The following is a 16,539-nucleotide window of genomic DNA, read 5'->3' as shown; positions in this document are numbered from 1 at the left end:
CGCGCTCATTTGACGGTGACCAGATCGGGGCTGGAGATGTCGTACACCTTGCCCGGTTGGCCGAGCAACGGCAGCGCGATGGCGGACTTGCGTTCGGTGTTCTCCACGCTCCCCCACACCAGCTGCCGCCCGTCGGTCAAGGTGACCCGGATATCGGAGATGGAGCCGGCCGCGATCTCCCCGACCTGGGCCCGCAGCGGCGGCGGCATCGAGGTGAGCACCTTCAACGCATCGACCGTCACCGGATCCTCCAGACCGGGCCGCTCGACCTTCAGGCGCGGCACCCCCGGCGGCGGCGGTTCGATCGCATAAGCGACCGCGCCCGCGTCCATCAGGTGGGTGCCCTCAGGAGTGTCGTAGAAGACGGCGGGTGCCCGCTCGACCACGGTGACCCGCACCGTGGACGGATACCGGCGTTCGACCCGCGCATGATCGACCTTGGGAATCGCGGCAACCCTTCTCGCGGCCGCATCGACATCGACCTGCAGCAGCGGCTTGCCGGTGGGAATCGCGAGAGCCGTCATGACCTCGTCGCTCGGGACGCCGACGTTGCCGACCACCGAGACCTTGCGCACCGAGAGCACGGGGGTGAACCAGGCCGCCGCGACGAGGCCGACCAGCACGACGGCCGACAGGGCGATGATCAACGGCCGCTTGCGATTGCGAGGGCGGGTGACCCGACGAGTCTTCCGCGCGGCCCGCTTGCTGCCCTTGGCGGCCCGCTTGCTGCCCTTGCGGTCGGGGCCTGCGGCGCGCTCCTCGCCCACGGCAGTGGGGCGCGCGCGACCCTGACTGTCCGTCGTCACCGCGGTCGGCCCGCGGCGGGTGTGGCCCCGAGGGCGCCGAGGATCTCCTTGCCGAGCATGGTGACATCGCCTGCGCCCATGGTGATCACGATGTCGCCGGACCGCGCGAGCGCGGCGATCTGCCGTGGGGCGAGCGAGAGATCCGGCTGGTAGTGCACCGGCTTGGTGACCGCCTGCGCGACCAGCGCGCCACTGACCCCTGGCAGGGGCTCCTCCCGCGCGCCGTACACGTCCAGCACCACCACCTCGTCCGCGAGGTCGAGCGCGGCACCGAACTCCTCGGCGAACGCCAGCGTCCGCGAGTACAGGTGTGGCTGGAAGACCACGATCACCCGGCCGTTCGCCGATTCGGTTCCCGGCCTGACCAATTCGCGGGCCGCCCCGAGCACGACGCGTACCTCGGTGGGGTGATGGGCGTAGTCGTCGAACACCCGCACGCCATTCTCGCGGCCGGTGGACTGGAAACGCCGATGCACGCCACCGAATCCGGCAATGCCCTCGAGGACCTCCTCGACCGTCGCGCCCACCTCGCGCGCCGCGAGGATCGCGCCCATCGCATTGAGCGCCATGTGCCTACCCGGCACCGCCAATCGCAGTGTGCGCACGTCCTTTTCACCGGAGAGTTCGAACTCGGCGACACCCCCGGTGTCGCGGGCCTGCCAGCTCAGCAGGCGCGCACCGAGCTCGATCCCGTCCACCGAGACGTCACCGCTGCCGTAACCGAGGACCCGGACGCCTGGCAGCTCGCGTGCGGCCACCCGCTGCGCCAGTGCCGCCGAGCCCGGGTCGTCGAGACACACCACGAGGAGGCCACCGGGCGCGATCCGCTCGGCGAAGTCGTCGAAGACCTGGACGTAGGCGTCGGTGGTCCCGAAGTAGTCGAGGTGATCGGCCTCGACGTTCGTCACGATAACCACGTCCGGGTCGTACTGCAGCAGCGAGCCGTCGCTCTCGTCGGCCTCCGCCACGAAGACGTCCCCGGTTCCGTGGTGGGCGTTGGTACCCGCCTCGTTGAGCTCGCCGCCGACCGCGAACGACGGATCGACACCGCAGTGCTGCAGGGAGACCACGAGCATGGAGGTGGTGGAGGTCTTGCCGTGCGTGCCCGCGACCAGCAACGTGCGCTGGCCGTGCATCAGGGAGGCAAGGACCGCGGGGCGCAGCAGCACCGGGATGCCGCGCTCGCGCGCCGCCACCAGCTCTGGGTTGTCCTTCGGAATGGCCGCGTGCGTGGTCACCACCACCGTCGGGCCGCCGGGCAGCAGGTCGAGCGCACTCGCGTCGTGCCCGATCCGGACCTGGGCGCCGCGGGCCCGCAGCGCGAGCACCCCGCGACTCTCCTTGGCATCCGAGCCGGACACCTGACCGCCCCTGGCCAGCAGGATCCGGGCGATGCCGGACATACCGGCGCCGCCGATGCCGACCATGTGGACTCGTTGCAACTCGGGGGGCAACTGCGCCCCGCGCACCTCGGTCATCGACCGCCCTCCGACCTCTCCGACTGCCCGGACACCCCGAGTCCCTTCGCCACGTCGAGCACGATCCGGGCCACCGCATCCGCCGCGTCCCTGTGCCCGGCATCGGCGGCAGACCTGCCCATCTCGCTCAGCCGGGCGGCATCGCCCAGCAACGGCACCACCGTATCCGCCACGAACTGCGGCGTGAGGTCCGCGTCGGCGACGATCATGCCACCGCCCGCCCGCACCAGCGGCTTGGCGTTGAGCTCCTGCTCACCGTTGCCGTGCGGCAACGGCACGTAAACCGCGGGCATGCCGACCGCGGAGACCTCCGCGACGGTCATCGCCCCTGAGCGGCAGATCGCGGCATCGGCTGCCGCGTAGGCCAGATCCATCCGGGACAGATACGGCACGGCGACGTAGGGCGCGGCCGGGTTCACCTGGGCCACCTCGAGCGTGTTCTTCGGACCGTGCGCGTGCAGCACCGAGATGCCTGCCGCGGCCAGCGCCTCGGCGGCGCCGGAGACGGCCTCGTTCAGTGAGCGCGCGCCCTGGGATCCACCGAACACCAGCAGCACCGGGCCGTCCGCGGGCAGACCGAAATGGGCCCTCGCCTCGGCGCGCAGCGCGGCGCGGTCGAGCCCGGTGATCGAGTCGCGGACGGGGATACCCACGACCTCCGCGTCCGAGGCGCCTCGTGCGGCGACCCCCGAACCGGGTACCGCGGCGAGCACGCGGGCCGCGATCCTGGCACCGATCTTGTTCGCGATGCCTGCGCTGGCGTTGGCCTCGTGCACGACGACCGGGACGCGTCGACGGCGGCGGGTGAGCCCCTTGCCTGCCGCCAGGTACGCGGGCAGCGCCACGTAGCCACCGAACCCGACGATCACGTCGGCGTTCGTCTCCTCGAGCACCTCACGGGTGCGTCGCACCGAACGGACGACCCGCCCGGGCAGCCGGAGCAGATCCTTGGACGGCTTGCGCGGCAGCGGCACCGGCGGGATCAGTTCGAGGCGGTAGCCACGCTCGGGGACCAGGGTCGTCTCGAGCCCACGCTCGGTGCCGAGCGCGGTCACCGTCACGGAGGGGTCCAGCCTGCGCAGCGCGTCGGCCACCGCCATCGCGGGTTCGATGTGCCCGGCGGTACCCCCGCCCGCGACGACGACGGACGGACCGGTGGAGGCGCGCGACGCGACGGGGGAAGTCTCTGAAGTGCCGCTCACCTACGAAATCCTCGCTCTCCTGCGCGGCCGTTCGACCGTCGTGTCCGCTCGTCTGATGCTAGTGCCCGTCCGCGTCGCGGATCCGCGCGCCGCGGGTCGGCGCCCGGCCTGCCCGCCACCGCCCGCCTGCGCGGCGGCGGGGCGGCGGCCCGCTGCTGGGCGGCCCGCTGCTGGGCCGCGCGCTTCTGCGCCGCCTTCGCCTGCGCAGCCTTGCGTGCGGCCTCCGCCCTTGCGGGCGAGTACTGCTCCGGCATGGGCAGCCGCAGCATCCTGCCGAACCGCCCGACCTGCCCGGCGTGCAGGGCGGCAACCGCCTCCGGCTCGTGCCTGGCGGCGTTGGCGATGACGCCGAACATGAACAGGGTGATCGCGATCGAACTGCCGCCTGCGGAGACGAGCGGCAACTGCAGCCCGGTGACCGGGAGCATGCCGATCACGTAGCCGATGTTGATCAGCGCCTGGGCCAGGATCCAGGTGGTCGCGGTCGCGGTGAGCAGTCGCAGGAACGGGTCGATCGAGCGCATCGCGATCCGCAGACCCGCGTAGACGAACAGCGCGAACAGCCCGATCACCGCCATGCAGCCCAGGAAACCCAGTTCCTCGCCGATGATCGCGAAGATGAAGTCGTTGTGCGAGTTGGGCAGGTAGCTCCACTTGGCCCGGCTCTGTCCGAGCCCGCGACCGAACAGGCCGCCGTCGGCGAGGGAGAACTTGGCCTGCCTGCCCTGATAGCCGATGCCCTGCGGGTCGGCGCCGGGGTTCAGGTAGGCCTTGACGCGGTCCGATCGGTAGCCGGCGGTCAACGCCAGCACCATCGCCGCCGCGACGCCTGCCCCGACGATGCCGAGGAACAGGCGCAGGGGCAATCCCGCGAACCAGAGCAGCGACGCCAGGATGATGCCGAACGCGATGGTGGTCGACAGGTTCGGCTGCAGCACGATGAGCACGCACACCACCAGCGCCGCGGGCACCAGCGGCACCACCATCTCCTTGACGGAGGCGTTCTGCCTGCGGGAGGCCAGCAGGTGCGCGCCCCAGACCACCAGGGTCACCTTCGCCAGTTCGGACGGCTGGAACGACAGCGGGCCGAAGGTGAACCAGCGTCGGGCGCCGCCCGACAGAGTGCCGACGCCGGGGATGAGCACCAGGGCCAGCAGCACCACCGACACGGCGAACGCGGGCAAGGCCATCGTGCGCATCAACCGGACCGGCAGCAACAGCGCCACGTAGAACAGGACGGCGCCGAGTGCGACGAAGATCAGCTGCGTGGTGAAGGTGCCGTAGGCGGAGCCGGTGTCGGCGTAGGACTCCACGCTCGAGGACGACAGGACCATCACGAGCCCGAGCACGGTGAGCAGGCCGGTGATCGTGACGATCAGGTGGAAGGACGCCAGCGGGCGCGCCAGCCAGGCGCCGAAGCGGGTGCGGGGTCCCGCGGCCTGCTTCATCGCGACCGACCCGCCACTTCCGCCACGGCCTGCGCGAAGCTACGGCCGCGGTGACCGTAGTCGGTGAACATGTCCAGCGACGCCGCCGCGGGCGCCAGCAGCACGGTGTCCCCGGGCCGGGCCATCGACGCGGCGGCACGGACCGCGCGCGCCATCACGGCATCGGGCGATTCCGGACTCGGCGCGGGACTCACCCCTGCATCGTCTCCCGCATCCACCCGCACGACCGGTACCTGGGGTGCGTGTCGCGCGAGTGCCTGTGCGATCTGCATCGCATCGCGGCCGAGCAGGACCGCGCCGACGAGCCGATCGGCCACCTCGGTGACGAGTTCGTCGACGCTGGCGCCCTTGAGCAGACCGCCCGCGACCCACACCACCCGAGGGTGCGCGAGCAGCGACGAGCGCGCGGCGTGCGGATTCGTCGCCTTCGAGTCGTCGATGTACGTGACGCCGTCCGCCTCGGCGACGAGCGCCGCGCGGTGCGGGCCGACCTGGTAGCTGCGCAGCCCCTCCCGGACGGCGGTGGCGCCGACGCCGATCGACCTGGCCAACGCGGCCGCGGCCAGCGCGTCCATCCGACCCGCAGGCCCTGGCGGGGTGATCTCGTCGACCAGGGCGAGGGTCTCGTCGTCCGCGAAGGCGCGGTCGACGAGGCGGTCGCCGTCGACGCCGAGCTCGCCCGGCGCGGGCACACCCAGCCTGAACCCGGTGGTCCGCCCTGCGCTGGACACCCGCGACAGTCCGGCCGTGACCGGGTCGTCGAGACCGAGTACCGCGACGTCCCCGGTCAGCACCTGCGCCTTCGCGTCGATGTAGCCCTTCATGCCGCCGTGCCAGTCCAGGTGGTCCTCGGCGATGTTGAGGATCACCCCTGCTGTCGGGCGCACAGATGGCGCCCAGTGCAGCTGGAACGAGGAGAGCTCGACGGCCAGCACCTCGTTGCGGGGGCTGTCGGCCCGGAGCGCGTCGACGATGGGCAGGCCGATGTTCCCGCAGGCGACCGTCGCGATCCCTGCGGCCCGCAGGATCGACTCCAGCATCGAGGTGGTCGTCGTCTTGCCGTTGGTGCCGGTCACCACCAGCCACCGCCTGGCCGGTCCGTAGACCTGCGCGCGGTCGAGCCGCCAGGTGAACTCCACGTCACCCCAGATCGGGACGCCTGCGCCCGCGGCCGCGGACAGCACCGGCGCGTCGGGACGCCAGCCGGGACTCGTGACGACCAGCGCGAACGCGCCGATCTCGGCCGCGGCCCGGTCGGGCGCCACGACCGCGACGCCGGAGGCGGCGGCCAGCTCGTCGAGCGAGGCCTGATTGCCGTCGGTGACCGTGACGTCGGCACCCAGCTCGCGGAGCGGTTCGATGAGGGCCCGGCCGGAGATCCCGGACCCCGCGATCAGGACCCGGCTGCCGTGCAGGCGGGCGAACTCGGGCGGGAGATCGGCGGCAGCGCCTTGGAGTGACAAGCTCAGCCCCCGATGTCGGCGAGGTACTCGCTGTAGAACAGCGCGAGTCCGATGGCCGAGGCGATGGCGGCGAGCAACCAGAATCTGATGATCACCGTGGTTTCCGCCCACCCGGCCAGCTCGAAGTGATGATGGAACGGCGCCATTCGGAACACCCGCCGCCTGCTCGATCGGAACACGGCGACCTGCACGACCACCGAGGCCGCCTCGGCGACGAACAGCGCGCCGACGACCACCATCAGCAGTTCGGTGCGGGTGACGATGGACAGCCCGGCCAGCAGGCCACCGAGCGCGAGCGAGCCGGTGTCGCCCATGAAGATCTTCGCGGGCGCGGCGTTCCACCACAGGAAGCCGATGCACGCACCCGCCGCCGCGGCACAGATCAGCGCCAGGTCCAGCGGGTCGCGGACGTCGTAGCAGCCCGTGACGGGATCACGCTCGCACGAGTTGCGGTACTGCCAGAAGGTGATGATCGTGTACGCCCCGAGCACGAGGGTCATCGAACCCGCGGCGAGGCCGTCCAGGCCGTCGGTCAGGTTCACGGCGTTCGACCAGGCGCTGACCAGCAGGTAGCAGAACAGGATGAACACCACCGACCCCATCGAGACCGTGGCGATGTCCCGGACGTAGGACAGGTTCGTGCTGCCGGGTGTCAGGCCGGTCGCGCCGGGGAACTGCAGCGCCAGGATTCCGAACAGCACGGCCGCGATCAGCTGGCCGACCAGCTTCGCGGTCTTGTTCAGACCGAGGTTGCGCTGCTTGCGGATCTTGATGAAGTCGTCGAGGAAGCCGACGCCGCCGAGCATGGTCGTCAATCCGAGGACCAGGAGCGCGGAGGCGCTCGGGCCGTCCGCGTCGTAGCCGATCCCGATCAGGTGCGAGCCCCAGTAGCCCGCCCACAGGCCGGCGATGATCGCGACGCCGCCCATGGTGGGGGTGCCGCGCTTGGACTGATGGCTGGCCGGACCCTCGACCCGGATCTCCTGACCGAATCCCTGGCGCGAGAACGCCTTGATCAGGACGGGGGTGAGCAGGATCGCCACAGCGAGCGCGATCCCTCCCGCGAAGAGGATCTGTCTCACTGGTCTTCCTCCGTGTTAGTCCGCTGCTCGCCCTGCTGATCGGCACGCGGGCCCTCCAGCAGTGTGTCCGCCACCGCCCACAATCCGACCGACTGCGAGGCCTTGACCAGGACGATGTCGTCGCCTGCCAGTTCCGCCTCGAGCACGGCGATCGCGGCCGCCTGGTCGGGAACCAGGATCGACTCCTCGCCCCAGGAACCCTCCATGACCGCGCCCTGATGCATCGCGCGGGACGGCCTGCCGGTGCCGACCACGATCAGCCTGCTGACGTCCAGGCGCACCGCCAGCCGCCCGATCGCGTCGTGTTCGATCACCGATTCTGGACCGAGCTCGGCCATTTCCCCGAGCACCGCCCAGGTACGGCGCGGCGCGCCCTCGCCCGAACGTCCCATCGAGACCAGGGCCTTGAGCGCCGCGCGCATCGAATCGGGGTTGGCGTTGTACGAATCGTTGATCACCGTGACGCCGTCGGCCCTGTGGCGCACATCCATCCGGCGCACGGACGCGGCCGTCGCGGCGCCGAGCGCGGTCGCGATCTGCGCGACGGTGGCGCCGCATTCCAGTGCCACCGCGGCCGCGGCCAGCGCGTTGCCGATCTGGTGTTCACCGTGCACGCCGAGCTGGATCGGCACGGTCGCGATGTCGCCCTCGTGGGCGGAACCCGCCGGGTAGCGGCACTCCAGCGTGAAGGCGGGGCGCGCCTCGGCGTCGAGGTGCACGTCAACGGCCCGCACGTCCGCGCGTTCGGACTGCCCGACCAGCACCACCCGGGCACGGGTCCGCTCGGCCATCGCCGCGACGAGCGGGTCGTCGGCATTGAGCACTGCGACCCCACCCTCGTCCGCCGCGGGCAGCGCCTCGGCGAGCTCACCCTTGGTCTGCGCGATCGCGTCGCGGGAGCCGAACTCACCCAGGTGCGCGGTGCCGACGTTGAGGATGACGCCGATCCGCGGCGGCACCGTCTCGGCCAGCGCGGCAATGTGCCCGGTGCCCCGCGCGGAGAGCTCGAGGACCAGGAAGTCGGTGTCCGCGTCCGCGCGCAGGGCCGTCCACGGATGGCCGAGTTCGTTGTTGAACGATCCGGGCGGTGCGACCACCGACCCGAGCGGGGTGAGCACCGCCGCCAGCAGGTCCTTGGTCGAGGTCTTGCCCGACGACCCGGTGACCCCGACAACCGTCAGGCCGCGGGCCGCCAGGTCATCGGTGCTCGCCCTGGCCAGCGCGGCCAGCGCCTTGAGCACCGCCGCCCCTGAGCCGTCGGTGTCGTGTTCGAGGGCCATCGCGTTGGTCTGCGCGGGCGGCAACGGGGCCACCACGATCGCGGGCACGCCGACCGGGCGTGCGGCGAGCACCGCCACCGCCCCCGCGGCGACGGCAGCGGCCGCATGGTCGTGCCCGTCCACGCGGGCGCCTGGCAGCGCGAGGAACAGTCCGCCCACGGTGACCTTGCGGGAGTCGAACTCCACCGTGCCGGTCACCATGGCGTCGGGATCGGGCACGTCGTGCAGGCTGCCGCCGACGATCTCGGCGATCCGGGCCAGGCTCATCGGAATCATCGGACTCCCCCTTCGTCGCTCCGGCCGACCGCGTCTATCGCAGCGGCGAGGACCTCGCGGTCGTCGAATGGGTGCTTCACCCCGTTGATCTCCTGTCCGATCTCGTGTCCCTTGCCCGCGACGAGGACCACGTCCCCCGCCTCGGCCCAGCGGACGGCGTCGGCGATGGCCTCCGCCCTGTCCGCGAACTCGCGGACCTGCGCGCGCGCCTCATCGGGCACGCCAAGTGCGCCCTCGCGGACCGCCGCGCGGATCGCGGCCGGGTCCTCCGTGCGCGGGTTGTCATCCGTGATGATCACCAGGTCGGCTCCCCTGGCGCTCACCTCGCCCATCATCGGTCTCTTGCCCTGGTCACGGTCGCCGCCCGCGCCGATCACCACGGCCAGCCGACCTGCCGACTGTCCGCGGAGGGTTGCGATGACCGCCTCGAGCGCGGCCGGCTTGTGCGCGTAGTCGACGACGGCGAGGAAATCCTGTCCGCGCTCGACCCGTTGCACCCGGCCTGGCACGTCCACCGACCCGATGCCGGCGGCCGCCCGCTCCAGGTCCACGCCGGCCGCGGCCAGTGTCGCCATGGCCAGCAGCGCGTTGGCCACGTTGTAGTGGCCGGGCAGGCGCAGCTCGACGGGCAGCGATCCGGTGGGTCCGTGCGCGACGAACCGCTGCGAACCGTCCTCGGACGCGACGACATCGGACGCGGTCCAGTCCGCTCCGGAAGTCGTGGCCGAGACGGTCGTCGGCGGCGCCTCGGCCGAGGCGATCTCCGCCATCCGGACGCCCCACTCGTCATCGACGCACACCACGGCCCTGCGGGCGCGAACGGTGGAGTCCCGGGCGAACAGCCGGGCCTTGGCCCCGAAGTAGTCGTCGAGCCCGTCGTGAAAGTCCAGGTGATCCTGGGAGAGGTTGGTGAACGCGCCGATCGCGAAGTCCGTTCCGTCCACCCGGCCGAGTGAGAGCGCGTGGCTCGAGACCTCCATCACCACGGTGTCGAGCCCGCGCTCGAGCATCACCGCGAAGAGCGCATGCAACTGCGGCGCCTCGGGGGTGGTCAGGGCGCTCGGCACGCGGCGACCCTCGATCCTGGTCTCGATGGTCCCGACCAGTCCGGCCCTACGGCCGGAGGCGGTCAGACCGGCCTCGACCAGGTACGCGGTGGTCGTCTTGCCCGAGGTGCCGGTGATCCCGATGACCTGCAACCGATCCGCGGGCCGTCCGTAGACGGCGGCCGAGACCTCGCCGAGGACCGACCTCGGATCCGGGTGCACCAGTACGGGCAGCGCGGTGTCCGGGGCGAGCGCAGCCAGCGCGGCAAGGCCCGCGGGGTCCGTCAGCACGGCGGTCGCGCCGCGTTCGAGGGCGGCCGCGGCGAACTCGGCGCCGTGCGCACGGGCGCCGGGCAGTGCGGCGAACAGGTCGCCCGGCTCGATGCCCTGGGCGCGCAGCTCGACCCCGGTGACGGATACGGGTGCGTCGCCTCCGGTGAGAGCCGGACCCCCGACCGTGTGGACCTGCGCGCCGATCAGCTCAGCCAGCGCGGTCACCGGCGTCTGCGGGGGGTGTTCGGGACGCAGGCCACCAGGCGCGGAGCCTGCGGAGCCTGCCACCTCTCCCGTCGAGTGCTGCGGAGTGTTCGTCCCTTGCACGGGCAGGTGGCTCCTCTCGGGGTTCGGATCGGTGGCTGGGCTGCTGGCCGACGTGTCAGGTTACCGGCGAACTGTCACAGACTGGACTCGGTCGTCGACCACGCTGTCGACGACGCGGTGCGATGGGCCCGCGGCGCTCCCCGACCTGGCCCGTCAGTCGGCCTGGAGCACCAGTTGCCGCCCCGGATCGGCCGACAACGGGACGCGGTCCCGCTGCAGCATCCAGGAGGCGATGTTGTGGAACAAAGGCGCTGCGGACTGGCCGCCCGAGCCGTCGGCGCTGCGGACCGGGGCGTCGAGCATGATGCCGACCACGAAGCGTGGATTGTCCGCAGGAGCGATCCCCGCGAAGGTGATCCAGTAGTTCGAGTTCGAGTAGCACTTGCAGGCGGGGTCCACCTGCTGCGCGGTGCCGGTCTTGCCGCTGATCTGGTAGCCGTCGACGGCTGCAGGTGCGCCGGTGCCCTGCTGGTATCCCATGGGATCGCGCTGGGTGACCGCCCGGAACATGTCCCGCACGGTCGCGGCGGTCTGCGCGCTGACCACCTGGATGCCCTCCGGGCGCTCGGTCTCGGTGCGGTCCCCGTCCGCGTCGATCGTCGCGCGCACGACCCGCGGCGGGATCCGGACCCCGTCGTTCGCCATCGCCTGGTACATGGCCGTCATCTGCAGCAGTGTCATCGACAGGCCCTGGCCGATGGGCAGGTTGGCGAACGTGCCGCCCGACCACTGGTCGCGGCTGGGCACGTCGCCCGCACTCTCGCCCGGCAGACCGACGTCGGTGCGCTGACCGAGACCGAAGCGGGTCAGCATGTCCGCGAAGCGGTCCTCCCCCACCCGCTGCGCGAGCATCAGCGTGCCGACGTTGGAGGACTTCCCGAAGACGCCGGTCGAGGTGTACGGCGCGACGCCGTGCGGCCAGGCGTCCTTCACCGACACGCCTGCCATCTGGATCGAGCCCGGAACCTGAAGCACCTCATCGGGTTTGGTGAGCCCGTACTCGATCGCGGCGGCCGCGGTGACGATCTTGTTCACCGAACCGGGTTCGAACGGCGTGCTCACCGGTAGGTTGCCGAGCTCGGCCTTGCCGTTGTTGCCGACGCCGAGCGACGGGTTGAAGGTGTTGTCGTTCGACATCGCGAGCACCTCGCCGGTGTGCGAATCGAGCACCACCGCGGAGGCGTTCTTCGCGCCGGACAGGTTCTTGGCCTGCTGCACCTGCTGCTGCACGTAGTACTGGAGATCCGAGTCGATCGTGAGCTCGACGGTCGAGCCGTCGACGGCGGGCTGCTTGTCGCGCCAGCTGCCGGGGATGACGGCGCCATCCGAACCCCGGTCGTAGGTCTGCGAACCGTCGGTGCCCGCAAGGGTGGAGTCGAGCGAATCCTCGAGCCCGAGCAGGCCGTGACCGTCCCAGCCGGTCGCGCCGACCAGGTTCGCGGCGAGCGAGCCACCGGGGTACTCACGGATGTCCTGGCGTTCGAGGCCGATCTCGGGGAAGTCCTCGCTGAGCTTCGCGGCCACGGCGGGGTCGACACTGCGGGCCAGGTACACGAAGGTCTCGTTGCTCTTGAGCTGGGCGAGCAGATCCTTCTTCGGCGCCGAGTCGCCGAGCTTGGCGTTGACACCCTTGGCGATGGCCTCGAGCCGCTCGTCGACCGTCGGCGCCTTGTCACTCTTCGCGCGCGCCGCCTCGAGCTCCTTGCGCACCTTGGTCGGCTGGAAGGTCAGCGCCTTCGCCTCCATCGTGAAGGAGATGGGGTTGCCGCGCCGATCGGTGATCGAGCCCCTCACGGCGGGTTCGATCACGGTGACCGAACGCTGATTCGCGGCCTCGGCCGAGAGCTTGGGCGCCTCGATGCCCTGGATCCAGAGCAGCTGCACCGAGGCGATCCCGAGCGCGATGAACATGGTGATCCGGCCCGTCCGGTACCGGAACCGGAACGAGGAGGTGTCGTCCTGGGCGGCACCGCGTCGAACCGGCGCACGACGCGGTGCGGGTGCGGGCGCGGTACCTCGGGTCACCCGCGACCGCCCGCGTTACCTGCCTGTCCGGTGTCCGGGGTGGGCCTGCTCATGGGTACCAATTGTTCACCCTGCGCCTGCAGCTGCGGCTGATTGGCCGCCAACGGCGCGCCGGGACGGGGCGCCGTCGCGGTCGGGGTCGCGGGCCGGGTGGTCGGCACAGGGGCCGCGGTGTTGCCGGTCCGCGGCGCCCCGCTCGACTGCGCAGGCGTCTGGGGGTTCAGCGGCGCCGCAGGCGCGCCCTGCGCCGGGGTCGGCTTGCCGACGATGTCCACCGAGCCGTCGGGGTTCACGACGAGCCGAGCGACGTCCTTGGCGGGGATCATGCCGAGCTCGGTCGCCTTGCGGGCCAGTTCCGGCGCGGAGTTGCCCTCCCGGACATCGCGCTCGAGCGCGGAGCGCTGCTCCAGCAGGTCCTGGTTGTGCGCCTTGGCCGCACTGAGCTCATAGGAGTCCTCCGCGGCCCGGGTGGTCAGCACCAGGGTCAATGCCAGGCCGACGGACAGCATGCCGATGATGGTGGCGACGAACGGGATTCGCGCCGTGAAGTGACCACGACGACGGTCCTGCACCTCACCGGCCGGCTGGATCGCGGCACGCTGCTGCCGACGCTCGTATGCGCGCTGCGCCGCGGTCGAACGCTTGCCCGCGGCAGCCGCCGCGCGACCGCGCCCCCTCGGCCTGACGACACCGGCATCAGTGGATCGAGAACCGCCCGGCCTCACGGGAACTGTCATGCCGTCACCCTCCTGGAAATCCGTTCGGCACTACGCAATCGGACCGGGGCCGACCGCGGGTTTTCCTCTATCTCCTGCTCACTCGCCCGTTCCGCCCCCCGGGTGAGCAATGCGAACTCCGCACCCATGCCCGGCAGCTCCATCGGGAGCCCCTCCGGACTACGAGACTTGGTGCGAGGTGTCAGTTCCTGCTTGACGATTCGGTCCTCCAGCGACTGGTAGGACATGAAGACCACGCGCCCACCGATCGCCAGGGCATCGAGCGCGGCCGGGATCGCCGCGCGCAGCGAATCGAGCTCTCCGTTGACCTCCACCCGAAGGGCCTGAAAGGTCCGCTTCGCGGGATGACCGCCGGTGCGCCGCGTGGCCGCGGGAATCGAGGCGTACAGCACCTCGACCAGCTGCGCGCTGGTGGTGAACGGCTCGATCTGCCTGCGGCGCACGATCTCTGATGCGATCCGGCCTGCGAAGCGCTCCTCACCGTAGGTGCTGAGCACCCTGGCGAGATCGCCGTGACTGTAGGTGTTGAGCACGTCGGCCGCGGTCAACCCCTTGGTGGGGTCCATTCGCATGTCGAGGGGAGCGTCCACCGAGTAGGCGAAGCCGCGCTCGGCCTCGTCCAGCTGCATCGACGAGACGCCGAGGTCGAACAGGATCGCGTGCACCGATTCCACCGGCGGCAGTCCAGCCTGCTCGAGCGCCGCGACGATTCCGTCATACCTGGTGTGCACCAGCGTGACTCGGTCGCCGAACGGTGCCAGCCGACGGCCGGCGATCTCGAGTGCGTTCGGGTCGCGGTCGAGTCCGATCAGGTGCAGACCCGGGTAGGTCCGCAGGAAGTGTTCGGAGTGGCCACCGAGGCCGAGTGTCGCGTCGATCATCACCGCGCCCGCGGCATCCGGCGCGACCGCCGTCAGCGCCGGTCCGAGCAGTTCGTCCGCGCGACCGAGCAGGACGGGGACGTGCCCGAACTCGCCGGTGGAGGCGGGGCCGTTTGCCTCATCGTCCACCATTGCTGCCTCCGGGTCTTGAGTGCTTCGGGAATTTCCGATCGCGAAGGGGAAGAGTGGCGAATGCCTCGAGGTCCCTGTCCGATTGATCGAACCTGGCGCTGGGGAAGTGCGTCAGGGTCGGCGTTCGGGCAGAGGCCTCGCGGCACTCGCCGTATGGCTCTGGCTGGGCTAGAAGATCTCGCCCAGTGACTCGGCTCTGGCTTGTGAGTAGCTCTCTTCGTGCTCCTCGAGGTAGCTCTGCCACGCCTGCGCGTCCCAGATCTCGAGGAAATCGACCGATCCGATGACCACGCACTCCTTCGACAGCCCCGCGTAGCGGCGGTGGTCGGCGGAGAGGGTGATCCGTCCCTGGGCGTCGGGATGCTGCTCGTCGGTGCCTGCCGCCAGGCCGCGCACGAACGCGCGGGCCTCTGGGTTGCTGCGTGATGCTGCGGCGGCTCGGCGTGCGAGAGCTGCAAACTCTTCTCGGGGATACACCGCGAGGCTGTGGTCCTGCCCTTTCGTGACCATCAACCCTCCCGCCAGTGCATCTCGAAACTTCGCGGGCAACGTCAGTCGCCCCTTGTCGTCGAGCTTCGGCGTGTAGGTACCGAGAAACATCTCGACACCTCCACCCTGCGTTCCGATTCGAACGTCCTAGGCCCTTGCGGCCCGTCTGCACGTTCCGCTGCGCACCACGTTACCCCACTTTCCTCCACTTTCAATGCCAATTTTGGGTTCCACGACCGCAATTCGCATGAAAAGACCAGTTCACAGCGGTGGTGCAATGTGGGGAAAAGCTGTGCGATCTTCCCCACTGCCGGGGCGTCACGGCGAGCTTCACCACTTGCCCGCACCGAAATCCCAGGTCAGAGGTCCGCAGCGAGACGCTCCCCCCCGAGCCGGACCGACCCGGGGGGAATTGTGGGGGAAAAGTGGGGGAAGGCGGGATGAACGTAGGGATCCGAGGCGACACAGCCGGCACGCGGCACAGCCAACGCAAAAACGGCGCGACACCTTCGGTGTCACGCCGCTCCGCTTTTGCCTGCCGCCCGGACTCTTGCCTCCGCGGCGGCGTTTCGGCTACTCCTGTTCGAATCTCCGCTTGAAGCGGTCCTCCATACGCGAGGAGAACCCTCCGCTGCTGCCGCCCTTGCGGCCGTCGGAACGCTTGCCCGCGACCGACCCCTTCGCGGGCCTGCCGGCCTCGTCGGGCACTGCCGTGAGGCCCTTCTTCGATCCCCGCATGAGGAACAGGACCCCGGCTCCAAACATCACTACGAATCCGAGCAGGCTGATGATCGGGAAACCGCCCGGCTTGAACGGGAGCGCAACGCCCGCGACCAACAGGACGAGTCCGAGAAAGAAGAGCGCTCCCGCCTGGAGTCGACGCTTGCTCGAAGCCGCACGCATACGGCCTCCCCTCACGGAGGAAGCAAACTTCGGATCTTCGGCGTAAAGCGCGCTCTCGATCTGATCGAGCATCCGCTGCTCGTGCTCGGAGAGTGGCACGGTACCTCCCCCGGCACTAAAGGTGGCGACCGATCCGTTGGGACGAAGCGGCGGGTTTCCGACGATGGCGGCTACCTGTCGTCAATGATACGAGTACACGTGGCGCCGTACCACCTAGTCCATCGACGAGATGCCGACTTATTTCGCTCGCACCGCAGATCCCCTGCTAGGCAGACCTCCCCACCAACGTGTGCGGCACGCCATCGAGGTGATTGTCGCCACCGAGATGATCCTCGACCGCGGTGAGGAATCGAGAGACCTCGCGATGGAATTCATCGGCCTCGCCCAGCGTGATCGTGCGCGAGATTCCCGCCTCGATCGCCGCCCTGGTGGCCGAGTACCCGGCGAAGAACTCCGACCAACCGGCGAGCGACGGTTCGGCGCGCGCGAGCAGCACCCAGGCGCTACGCGATCCGGTGCGTGGCCGTTGCTCACCCCCGAGCGCGGCCCCCGCACCACGGAGCGCGGCGAGGTACGCGCAGCGGAACCGGTCGGACGCGTCCCTGGCCCCCACCGCCTCCGCCAGCAGCGCATCCGCCCTGTCGAGCAGTGCCCGCGCACGGCGCGACACCGGAGCCCCGACCCGCGACAC

At 70.5% G+C, this 16,539-nt stretch carries 14 protein-coding genes; all 14 read right to left on the bottom strand.

The window, feature by feature from the left end; all coding sequences use genetic code 11:
* Positions 1–5: 5 nt before the first annotated feature.
* The 14 genes from BR31_RS0118395 to BR31_RS29180 all read right to left on the bottom strand — a co-directional run bounded on the left by BR31_RS0118395 (position 6) and on the right by BR31_RS29180 (position 16,518).
* A complete protein-coding gene (locus BR31_RS0118395) occupies positions 6–806 on the bottom strand; it encodes a cell division protein FtsQ/DivIB (RefSeq protein ID WP_331281144.1) in 801 nt (266 codons plus the stop codon).
* Positions 803–2,284 carry a UDP-N-acetylmuramate--L-alanine ligase gene (murC, locus tag BR31_RS0118390; RefSeq protein WP_027502260.1) on the bottom strand — a complete coding sequence of 494 codons (1,482 nt, stop codon included), beginning with the start codon at positions 2,282–2,284 and terminating at the stop codon, positions 803–805. The genes BR31_RS0118395 and murC overlap by 4 nt, the downstream gene beginning before the upstream one ends.
* Positions 2,281–3,384, bottom strand: a complete 1,104-nt coding sequence (murG, locus tag BR31_RS29185; RefSeq protein ID WP_231496563.1) for an undecaprenyldiphospho-muramoylpentapeptide beta-N-acetylglucosaminyltransferase — start codon at positions 3,382–3,384, stop codon at positions 2,281–2,283. Before murG ends, murC begins: the two co-directional genes overlap by 4 nt.
* 98 nt (positions 3,385–3,482) lie before the next feature.
* Complete coding sequence (ftsW, locus tag BR31_RS0118380) at positions 3,483–4,934, bottom strand: putative lipid II flippase FtsW (RefSeq protein WP_027502259.1); 1,452 nt, start codon at positions 4,932–4,934, stop codon at positions 3,483–3,485.
* The gene (gene murD, locus BR31_RS0118375; protein WP_051637548.1) at positions 4,931–6,397 is read right to left on the bottom strand and encodes a UDP-N-acetylmuramoyl-L-alanine--D-glutamate ligase; all 1,467 of its coding nucleotides are present in this window, start codon (positions 6,395–6,397) and stop codon (positions 4,931–4,933) included. Before murD ends, ftsW begins: the two co-directional genes overlap by 4 nt.
* 2 nt (positions 6,398–6,399) lie before the next feature.
* On the bottom strand, positions 6,400–7,479 hold the full coding sequence (gene mraY, locus BR31_RS0118370) for a phospho-N-acetylmuramoyl-pentapeptide-transferase (RefSeq protein WP_027502257.1): 1,080 nt from the start codon (positions 7,477–7,479) through the stop codon (positions 6,400–6,402).
* Positions 7,476–9,035, bottom strand: a complete 1,560-nt coding sequence (locus BR31_RS0118365; RefSeq protein WP_027502256.1) for a UDP-N-acetylmuramoyl-tripeptide--D-alanyl-D-alanine ligase — start codon at positions 9,033–9,035, stop codon at positions 7,476–7,478. Before BR31_RS0118365 ends, mraY begins: the two co-directional genes overlap by 4 nt.
* Positions 9,032–10,642: a UDP-N-acetylmuramoyl-L-alanyl-D-glutamate--2,6-diaminopimelate ligase gene (locus BR31_RS0118360; protein ID WP_027502255.1), complete on the bottom strand. Its 1,611-nt coding sequence runs from the start codon at positions 10,640–10,642 to the stop codon at positions 9,032–9,034. The genes BR31_RS0118365 and BR31_RS0118360 overlap by 4 nt, the downstream gene beginning before the upstream one ends.
* Before the next feature lie 192 nt (positions 10,643–10,834).
* On the bottom strand, positions 10,835–12,706 hold the full coding sequence (locus tag BR31_RS0118355) for a peptidoglycan D,D-transpeptidase FtsI family protein (RefSeq protein WP_027502254.1): 1,872 nt from the start codon (positions 12,704–12,706) through the stop codon (positions 10,835–10,837).
* Complete coding sequence (locus BR31_RS0118350; protein ID WP_027502253.1) at positions 12,703–13,443, bottom strand: cell division protein FtsL; 741 nt, start codon at positions 13,441–13,443, stop codon at positions 12,703–12,705. The genes BR31_RS0118355 and BR31_RS0118350 overlap by 4 nt, the downstream gene beginning before the upstream one ends.
* Complete coding sequence (gene rsmH, locus BR31_RS0118345) at positions 13,440–14,456, bottom strand: 16S rRNA (cytosine(1402)-N(4))-methyltransferase RsmH (protein WP_027502252.1); 1,017 nt, start codon at positions 14,454–14,456, stop codon at positions 13,440–13,442. The genes BR31_RS0118350 and rsmH overlap by 4 nt, the downstream gene beginning before the upstream one ends.
* Positions 14,457–14,624: 168 nt before the next feature.
* Positions 14,625–15,056, bottom strand: coding sequence for a division/cell wall cluster transcriptional repressor MraZ (mraZ, locus tag BR31_RS0118340; protein WP_027502251.1), 432 nt, complete (start codon positions 15,054–15,056; stop codon positions 14,625–14,627).
* A gap of 462 nt (positions 15,057–15,518) precedes the next feature.
* Positions 15,519–15,947, bottom strand: a complete 429-nt coding sequence (locus BR31_RS0118335; protein WP_027502250.1) for a DUF3040 domain-containing protein — start codon at positions 15,945–15,947, stop codon at positions 15,519–15,521.
* Between the two features lie 166 nt (positions 15,948–16,113).
* Positions 16,114–16,518, bottom strand: coding sequence for an SAV_6107 family HEPN domain-containing protein (locus tag BR31_RS29180; protein ID WP_051637547.1), 405 nt, complete (start codon positions 16,516–16,518; stop codon positions 16,114–16,116).
* Positions 16,519–16,539 lie beyond the last annotated feature (21 nt).

The sequence above is a fragment of the Rhodococcus sp. UNC363MFTsu5.1 genome (assembly GCF_000686785.1).
Lineage (GTDB): Bacteria > Actinomycetota > Actinomycetes > Mycobacteriales > Mycobacteriaceae > Rhodococcus_G > Rhodococcus_G maanshanensis.
Note: the sequence above shows the minus strand (reverse complement) of the source record. Positions and strands in the feature narration are given on the sequence as shown.

What these genes read in the sequence shown, in the direction of transcription:
- murC (WP_027502260.1), bottom strand. Translation starts at nt 2,284, where the DNA reads ATGACCGAGGTGCGCGGGGCGCAGTTGCCCCCCGAGTTGCAACGAGTC.
- murG (WP_231496563.1), bottom strand. Translation starts at nt 3,384, where the DNA reads ATGGCGGTGGCCGACGCGCTGCGCAGGCTGGACCCCTCCGTGACGGTG.
- ftsW (WP_027502259.1), bottom strand. Translation starts at nt 4,934, where the DNA reads ATGAAGCAGGCCGCGGGACCCCGCACCCGCTTCGGCGCCTGGCTGGCG.
- BR31_RS0118365 (WP_027502256.1), bottom strand. Translation starts at nt 9,035, where the DNA reads ATGATTCCGATGAGCCTGGCCCGGATCGCCGAGATCGTCGGCGGCAGC.
- BR31_RS0118350 (WP_027502253.1), bottom strand. Translation starts at nt 13,443, where the DNA reads ATGACAGTTCCCGTGAGGCCGGGCGGTTCTCGATCCACTGATGCCGGT.
- rsmH (WP_027502252.1), bottom strand. Translation starts at nt 14,456, where the DNA reads ATGGTGGACGATGAGGCAAACGGCCCCGCCTCCACCGGCGAGTTCGGG.
- mraZ (WP_027502251.1), bottom strand. Translation starts at nt 15,056, where the DNA reads ATGTTTCTCGGTACCTACACGCCGAAGCTCGACGACAAGGGGCGACTG.